At 45.4% G+C, this 1,415-nt stretch carries 2 protein-coding genes; both read left to right on the top strand.

The features are described 5' to 3' along the window. Nucleotides 1-114: 114 nt before the first annotated feature. On the top strand, nt 115-615 hold the full coding sequence (locus tag AC6R19_RS22680) for a transposase (RefSeq protein WP_500582142.1): 501 nt from the start codon (nt 115-117) through the stop codon (nt 613-615). Between the two features lie 184 nt (nt 616-799). Further along, nucleotides 800-1,294: a DUF2314 domain-containing protein gene (locus AC6R19_RS22675; RefSeq protein ID WP_500582141.1), complete on the top strand. Its 495-nt coding sequence runs from the start codon at nt 800-802 to the stop codon at nt 1,292-1,294. Nucleotides 1,295-1,415 lie beyond the last annotated feature (121 nt).

The following is a 1,415-nucleotide window of genomic DNA, read 5'->3' as shown; positions in this document are numbered from 1 at the left end:
GCCCTCACGCAGCGCCTTGACAGCGGCATCCATATCGAACGTAGGTTTGGTCATGAGTCATCTCTTTTTTGCGTATGGTAAAGAAATGACACAGAATTCTGAACACTACCCACCATCCAGGGCTACAACGGCATCGCCGCCGTCGATAAGGAGCATCAGGTCATTGTCGAAGCCCAGGCCTTTGGTTCCGGGCAGGAACAGCACACATTGAAGTCCATTCTGGACGGCATCAGAAAGCGGTACCGTGATACTGGCATCCATGAAGATATCCTCAAAAGCCAAGTGATAGTCACTGCAGATACCGGATTCTCCAGTGAAGAGAATAATGACTACCTCCGCAAAGAGAACATCAACGCCTACGTCCCTGACAATAAGTTCCGATCCAGAGACAAAGCTTTCTCTAAGCAGAAGAAGAAGTACGGCAAGCGAAACCAGTACAATGCCAAGGGCCAGAAGAAGATCATCCCGGCCAGCGAATTTCAGATCGATGCCAAGAACAAGATCTGTATCTGCCCGGCCGGGAAGTCTCTCTGGTTCGTTGGTGAATCTCGATCTATCAAAGGTAAAGTAAAGCTGGCCATATGTTCTGCCTGGTGCACAATATTGAGAAATTGATGAATTATGGAGCGATTCAGTGAGCCGAAAGGCTATTGACACCTGTCAGGTGATTTTCTGGCCGAATTGATTAACTATGTAAATGAGCTGTGTTTAAATCAGTCTCTATAAACAATAAAATTATGGCTGGAAGATCTGATTCTATGAAATAGTCTTTCTACAGCCTCGGTAGGCGAAAGGAATTATGAGCATCGGAATAATATTCACTGTAGTAATTTTGTTGGCGGTTTGTTGGTGGTGGTTTATCAGTAGAAATAAGCCTGAATACCCACCTTTGGAAATCGCAGATGATGATCCGCTAATGCTGGAAGCAATGGATAAAGCGAAATCCACAATCGATGAATTTAAGGAATTGATTTCACGAGATTATCAAGAAGCTCAGGTAAAGGTTCCTTTCACCACCAGTGAAGGTATTGTTGAGCACTTATGGGCTGAAGTCTTAGAAGTCAGAGAGAAAACTCTAAGTGTTCGTTATTACACCCCTCCAGTTACACATAATGGAAAGCTAGAGCGGCTGCACGAGCACAGCATCAATGAAATAGAGGACTGGGTTGTTATCAATAAGCCTGGGGAAATACACGGGGGTTTCACCCAGAGGGTTATGTTTCAGCATGCAAGACAACAGTGGGGTGAGTTACCCCCTGAGTTGGCGCAGCAAGAATCGAAGTATGTCGCCTAACAAACAGCTGCTAGTGGGCCATGCGGAAAATAAGGTTACGTGATTTGAGTTCACGTATACTCGCCTCATGGATACTCCTGACGTTTTTACAATTACCGCTCATGATGCAGCGATCCTGGAA

Source organism: Microbulbifer sp. SE14 (assembly GCF_059834885.1).
This window is presented reverse-complemented; position numbering and strand designations above follow the sequence as displayed.

What these genes read in the sequence shown, in the direction of transcription:
- AC6R19_RS22675 (WP_500582141.1), top strand. Translation starts at nt 800, where the DNA reads ATGAGCATCGGAATAATATTCACTGTAGTAATTTTGTTGGCGGTTTGT.